Below are 4348 nucleotides of genomic sequence, written 5' to 3' on the forward strand. Positions count from 1 at the left end.
CCGAGATTGTACACATCGGACAGGCCGTTATGTCCCAGAAAGGGGAAGCCAACAATATCCGCTATTTCCTGAATACCACGTTTAACTACCCCACGATGGCCGAAGCCTATCGTGTGGCGGCTCTGGACGGGCTTAATCGCCTGTTCTGATCTTTGGCAATGCTCCAAAAAAAGCACGTTTATCAGGGTTGATAGACGTGCCTTCCTCCCTCCACCGTTAGTTCTACTGTCTACTCTGTTCTGAATTCCATAGCTTTTGATCGGTCGAAATGAATGTGCCGGTGATCAAAGGAATGGGAGATGAGTCTTGCTATACGCTTTCCGGGTAAAGGGACGGTTTCGCAGTCAGGTGTTCAACCTGAAAAAACTGAAACTGCACTTTCTCCTGTCTGAAAGGTCAGTCAGCAGGTCTCAAAGCAACTACCAGAACCCTCTCAACAAACGACTGGAGCGGGTTCTATTGGGCAGAGGTTGGTACAGCCCATAGCCGCACTATTAAAAAAACTCGAGCCTGTAGCGGGCTGGCAAGCCAAATACCGAGCCCATTCCGTCGAAAAAGCCATCTCCTTGCTCTTCAATCTTTCTCCTGCAAACGCTCTTGATGAAGGCAAGTTTGGCTCTGTCAGTACTTTTACAGATTCTGGAAATCATCCCGTCGCGGTTAAAAACTAAAAAATGAGCAATTGGCTTTTTCTAAAGATCGGGGAGAGGCTCTGGGACTTGGTCTGAATCATCCAATCCTGATGAGGGTTTTTGCCATTCTGGTACAGGATGCCAGAACAGGCTTGTACCATGCTGTCCGAAGCCAGGGCGAAATAGCGGATGCAGACATTAGACATACACGACTTGCGGCCGTGTTATCAGAGTTGGTAGAGGGTGACAATTTATACGAGATTGTTTCCAGAAATAAGCCGGTTCCGGGTATAGAGATGGGACCTGAATGTGCGATAAGAGTCGCTATAAATATTGTGGAAGCGCTGATCTTCCTGCATGGACAGGGCATTGCTTATCGCGATTTGAAACCTGAAAATATTGTGTTTGATAAAGCCACACTGGCCGTCAAGTTAGTGGACTATGGTGGGCTCAGAAAACTCGATACAAAGGCGGAGCAATCGGGCTATTACGGTACCCAGATTTATATGCCGCCTGAAATGATACTCGAGCAACAGGGAAAAAAGCATCCACCGATTGGCTTTGAAGTTGATAGTTGGGAATTGGGGATGTTGATCATGACATTGAGCACCGGCGTGAACCCGGGTGACTACCGTCAGGATGGCCATAGAGATAAATCCAGAGATCCTCAGACGGTGAAAGACCGGCTCATTGCTTACGCAAGCATGGATGTTATCGAAAAAGAAGATTTTCTGGACAAGGTAATGGGAGCTGGCAGTCTGCCACTGAAGAGTTTGATCATTGGGCTCACTGAATTTGAGCCAGGAAATAGGATGACACTTCTGGATGCCAGAGAGCAGCTAAGGCAAATGAATAAGGAATACGATTAGACGCGGATCGGGTTGTTCTTCAGCCTGGAAGGCTTTTTCAATCCATTGCCTATGAACTTTACCTATCCGGATAGGCAAAAAAGATGGCCGACATCCAGTAAGAAAGTACTACTTGCTGCGGTATAGACTTGAAAGATGATGAATAAGTCGTGGACAGTTGTCGGTTAATAAGAATGTCCAGGCGGTGACGTCATAACGGTTCCTCACCCCCTTTCTTCATATTCTGGAATTCTTACCGGACAGTTCAGTTTCCTAATCTTGTGCTATATACAAATGCCATTTAAGAAGAGTTGGATATTAATATGAAGCTAGTTTTCAGTTTTATCTTTTTACTGATGGTGTGCAGTGTTGTTAATGCAAAAAGTAATCGTTGGATTCTTGCTGATGAGCCTTTATTGGAGATAGGTCTTGATGATGAGCAATCGTACACAATGGCTCAATGCGGTCTTTATGGGGGTTTGGCACTAACAGCAGAAGACACAATAACAACGGTGAATCTGCATAAAGGCCAGGAGAGCTATCAGTATCCTATCCCCTCTTTTCCTCAGCAACTGCAAAAAGCCGGTTGGGTCGAATATTTTGTCGGCTGGGTCTTTCCTGAAGAAGTGCGTTATCAGGCGGACTGTGCTGTATCGCTAGACCTGATTATGTATGAATCGCCTGAGACAACACAGGATATGACGGTACTGAGTGATGACGAAGTGCATCAGTGTTCGCCGACAGAGCAGGGCTTTCGATGCAAGGTTTCGGTGTCTAAGCCAGGGGTCGCTTTTTTGTTGAGAGAGACTGACCTTCTGAAGGCCGTTCGATTCGTAAAGCAGGAGAACTCCGGGTATTGTTTTCCGGGTCATAAAGGCCAGATTGTTGCAGGCAGAGTGATTAAGCATGCGCTTCACCTCAATCTGAGTGATCTCGGTCCGTTAGCTTTTGAGGTGTTTCATACACCGGGTGAAGGCACTTCAAGAACAGGATCAAATAGCACGGACGATAATGGCGAGGGTGATCAACAACATCCTGATGAAGATGAGACCGCCGAAGATCCGCTGCCGGTACTGCCTACCTCATCTGCAGAACCTCAAGGCGGCGCAGGAATGCCGGGTATGTTTGGTGGCGGGAACCCATTTAAGCCAGCTAATCTGCCGATGCCCGGTTTAAAACCTTCTTATCCATCAGGCGCGGCAGGAGGCTATCCTGATGTTCCGCCATTGTCGTCTTCTGCAGGCTTTGGGATCGGTTTGTCCGGTGGTGCCAGTGTTGGAGGCGTTGCAGGTGGTTCCGGTTTTGGTACCTCGTTGCCTTTTTCCGGCTCTTTTTATTCGGGGTCTCAAGGTATAGGAATGACCGGTATTCCACCCTATACCAGTGCGTTATGGGATCATTTTGTCTCTATATTTTTGTCATCTATCGGACAGATTTATTTCAATGTGATGCGGTTGGCGTTAAACACTTACTCTAGTGATCAAAGTGCGATGGGGTCAGGACAGACAATAGGATCAGGACAGACAATAGGATCAGGAGATGCATCAGTGCCTTCAAGTATACAGAGCTGTGCCATGCAGCACCAGCAGGCAACCACAGGGGGTCCCAGCTTTAAGGGGCGTCGTGGATTGATGTTCTCCGAAGCCCCTCAAGGTACTTACACTCAGGGCAAGTTAAAGCCTCGAGAGCGTAAGTTAAGGCCTCTAAAGCGTATGTTAAGGCCTCGAGAGCGTAAGTTAAGAACGGTCTTTACCCTTAAGCAGATCGACGCCCTGGAGAGAAGGTACGAAAATCAGAAATACCTGACACCTCAGGAACGTTTGGAACTGGCAAGAGAGCTGGAGTTGAGGAATGCCACGGTGCAAAACTGGTTTCAGAATCGAAGACGGAAGGATAGAGTGCTGCAGAGAGCCGGAAGGCATGATGATGCCAACCAGGAAGAACCAAAAGAAGAAGACTTCGATCCGGAATGGGATCCTTCTGAGCAAAGTCCAGCTAGTAAAAGAAGAAAAATTTGAAAGATTTCTGACAGGATGACTGCCTGGCTTTTTTGAAATTAACGTGGGTAAAAAAGTGTTCTATTGTTTCGTTTTGACAGATTGTTTCCAGACAATTACTGAACTTAATTTTAGGTATACATCCAGCTATGGTGAATAAATAACAATGAGTGGGAAGTGTTGCTCACTGGAAGGTAACGGCTACAGCGCTGAGTGAGCAATACTTTTCACCAGGGGAATTCGACGGACCAGCTTAGACTCCCTTCTAAAATCACAGAGAGTCATTGGTCAGCTTCAGCAACACTATTGATGCTCTGCACCACCGGGAACATTTTCTATACTCATATCTCTTGAGTTCTCTGCTCGGAGTGGCTGGGGATGGATCTTTTTCTGGAGTTTGCAGACAGCTTACCTTCCATTAAAGTCTGGAAAACGGCGATTCTTGTATTTTTTCTTTCGTGTTTGTTGATGCCATTTCAAAATACCTATGCCGTACGATGGAGGGCATCGCTGACAGGAAGTCATAACAGCTGGATCGTAGAGGTCACAGCCCGAGAAGTATCAGGACGGACCTATTACAGGGTGAATGTTGAGGGAGGTGTACCGCTACCTGATGAAATGTTGAGTCTGGCGGATACGTCACGAGACTTTACCAGATCATCCGAGAATGGTTTTGGTCTTTCCGGGAATAACTGGGCTTCAGCATTTTGTGCCAGTGATATTGCTGCCAGTCTGCAGAGTCATCTTTCCCAAAGTGCTGAAGACCGCAGAACGGGTTATTCAGAAGCAGGTGCAGTCTCGCACCATGTATTACGCCCGCAACAGAATTGATCTCTATTTCGGTCATGCCTCTTTTGTTGATGAGCATACG

General features: G+C 47.0%; 3 protein-coding genes and 1 pseudogene. All 4 read left to right on the forward strand.

The window, feature by feature from the left end:
* Positions 1–149 (forward strand): annotated as a pseudogene (locus ACR2PX_RS19050) (Si-specific NAD(P)(+) transhydrogenase); the annotation flags it as partial.
* A 533-nt stretch (positions 150–682) separates the two neighbouring features.
* Positions 683–1501 carry a protein kinase domain-containing protein gene (locus ACR2PX_RS19055; RefSeq protein WP_434000943.1) on the forward strand — a complete coding sequence of 273 codons (819 nt, stop codon included), beginning with the start codon at positions 683–685 and terminating at the stop codon, positions 1499–1501.
* A gap of 302 nt (positions 1502–1803) precedes the next feature.
* On the forward strand, positions 1804–3498 hold the full coding sequence (locus ACR2PX_RS19060) for a homeobox domain-containing protein (RefSeq protein WP_434000944.1): 1695 nt from the start codon (positions 1804–1806) through the stop codon (positions 3496–3498).
* A gap of 357 nt (positions 3499–3855) precedes the next feature.
* Positions 3856–4308, forward strand: coding sequence for a hypothetical protein (locus ACR2PX_RS19065; RefSeq protein ID WP_434000945.1), 453 nt, complete (start codon positions 3856–3858; stop codon positions 4306–4308).
* Positions 4309–4348: the final 40 nt, after the last annotated feature.

Origin of the sequence: Endozoicomonas sp., from assembly GCF_051008435.1 — a bacterium.
Lineage (GTDB): Bacteria > Pseudomonadota > Gammaproteobacteria > Pseudomonadales > Endozoicomonadaceae > Endozoicomonas_A.